This window comes from Alcanivorax sp. UBA3183, assembly GCF_002364155.1.
Lineage (GTDB): Bacteria > Pseudomonadota > Gammaproteobacteria > Pseudomonadales > Alcanivoracaceae > Alcanivorax > Alcanivorax jadensis.
Window position 1 is genome coordinate 212,083 of the sequence record NZ_DEXN01000009.1, and the last position, 2,034, is coordinate 214,116.

General features: G+C 58.6%; 2 protein-coding genes. One reads left to right on the top strand and one right to left on the bottom strand.

The features are described 5' to 3' along the window. Positions 1 to 46: 46 nt before the first annotated feature. Positions 47 to 979, bottom strand: coding sequence for a class I SAM-dependent methyltransferase (locus B3Q33_RS04115; protein WP_272963232.1), 933 nt, complete (start codon positions 977 to 979; stop codon positions 47 to 49). Positions 980 to 1,100: 121 nt separating this feature from the next. On the opposite strand from B3Q33_RS04115, the gene htpX reads away from it, so the two are divergent. Then, positions 1,101 to 1,997: a protease HtpX gene (gene htpX, locus B3Q33_RS04120; RefSeq protein WP_272963233.1), complete on the top strand. Its 897-nt coding sequence runs from the start codon at positions 1,101 to 1,103 to the stop codon at positions 1,995 to 1,997. Positions 1,998 to 2,034 lie beyond the last annotated feature (37 nt).

Genomic DNA, 2,034 nt, shown 5'->3' on the forward strand with positions numbered 1-2,034 from the left:
CCTTAGGCTCAGTGCACCCTACGGTGGCTATTGCAAATGCAGGAGATCAGCTATCGAGCTCTGCCGGCCGCCGGTAGTGGTAGTGCACCGTCTTCAGCGCAGGCTCCCCGGCTTCATCAAACCCCGGCGCTCCCGGTAAACGCCCTGCCAGCTCTGCTCCCGGCAGATTCTCCTCCACACAAGCTTCCAGCCAGCCATAATCCAGCCAGGGCGCATTCACACAGGCAAGAATCTCCGCCTGCGGCGCCAGCAGTTTGTGCAGCTTCTTCAGCAGCTTCGGGTAGTCCTTTTCCACCATGAAACTGCCTTTCTGGGCGCTGGGAGGATCAATCACGATGATGTCGTAACGGCCCAGACTGTGCAGTTTTTTCCAACTTCGGAAAATGTTGTGCGGCAGATAATGCACCTTGGCATCCTTGAACCCGTTGAGTCCATGATTCTGCTGTCCCAGTCTGAGTGCCGGGTCGGAGAGATCAATATTCACCACCGATTCAGCACCGCCGGCCAAGGCCGCAACGGAAAAACTGCAGGTAAAACTGAACAGGTTGAGGACTTTCTTGCCCTCGGCACGCTCACGAATCCAGCGCCGACCTTGAGCCATATCGGCAAAGAAACCCAGATTCTGTCCGCGCTGGAAATCCAGCTTGTAGACCAGCCCGTCTTCCTCTGCCAACGGCGACTCGGGCAGTTGGCCGCACACCAGCACATTCTCCGCTTGGCCATCATAGCGATGCTGAACGACCAGGGTGTCACAGCCCAGGGCGACCAGTGCGGCTGTCAGGCTGGCTTCCAGCGCCTGCAGGATGGCATCGTCCTGGGCCCGGAATACCGTGGCCACCAGCACCGGTGCAAAACAGTCAATAGTCAGCCATTCCAGAGCCGGCACGGTTTTCCCCCGGCCATGAAAAAGGCGGTGCCGGGTCGGCGTGGAGGGAACCAGATAAGGGGCAAGCAGGTCTGACAGTTTGGTGAGTTGCATAGGATCGGAAAGGCAGTGATAGAGACGTGGCAGGATGCAATTTTGCCACGCAGTATACCTTGCCTTCCCCTCCTTCGCCCCCATACTTGGCATTTCCGATGACACGTGGAGACAACCGACGATGATGCGCATTGCGCTTTATCTGCTGACCAACATGGCGGTGATTGTGGTCGCCAGCATTACCCTGAGTCTGCTCGGGGTGAATTCCTATTTTGCCGCCAGTGGCTCGGGGCTGGACCTGACCAGCCTGCTGATCTTCAGTGCGGTGTTTGGCTTTGCCGGCTCGCTGATTTCCCTGTTGATTTCCAAGCCCATGGCCAAATGGTCTGCGCGGGTAAAGATCATCGAGCAGCCCGGCAACGATGCCGAACGATGGCTGTTACAGACAGTGAAAGAGCTGTCTGGCAAGGCGGGGATCAAAATGCCTGAAGTGGGTATTTTCCCGGCCCAGCAATCCAACGCCTTTGCCACCGGCTGGAACAAGAATGCCGCCCTGGTAGCGGTGTCCCAGGGCCTGCTGAGCCGCTTCCGCCCGGAAGAAGTGCGCGCGGTGCTGGCCCACGAGATCGGCCATGTGGCCAACGGCGACATGGTCACCCTGAGCCTGGTCCAGGGGGTGGTAAATACCTTCGTGATCTTTGCCGCCCGCGTTGTCGGCTATGTGGTGGACAGCTTCATGCGCCGTGACGGCGGGGGCGGTCTGGGATTCGGTTACTACATCGTGGTAATCGTGGCGGAAATCATCTTCGGCATCGCCGCCAGCGCCATCGTCATGTGGTTCTCCCGCTTCCGGGAATACCGGGCCGATGTGGCAGGCGCGCAGCTGGCAGAGCGTCGTGACATGATCTCTGCCCTGCAACGGCTGAAAGCAGAATCACAGATGCCCAACCAGATGCCGGATACCCTGGTGGCCTTCGGTATCAACTCCGGCCTGGCCGAAGGCTTCAAGGCCCTTTTCGCCTCCCACCCGCCGCTGGATGATCGTATTGCAGCATTGCAGGAGAAGCGGCACGGGTGAGGATAGTGAACAGTTAACAGTGAATAGTTAATAGCGA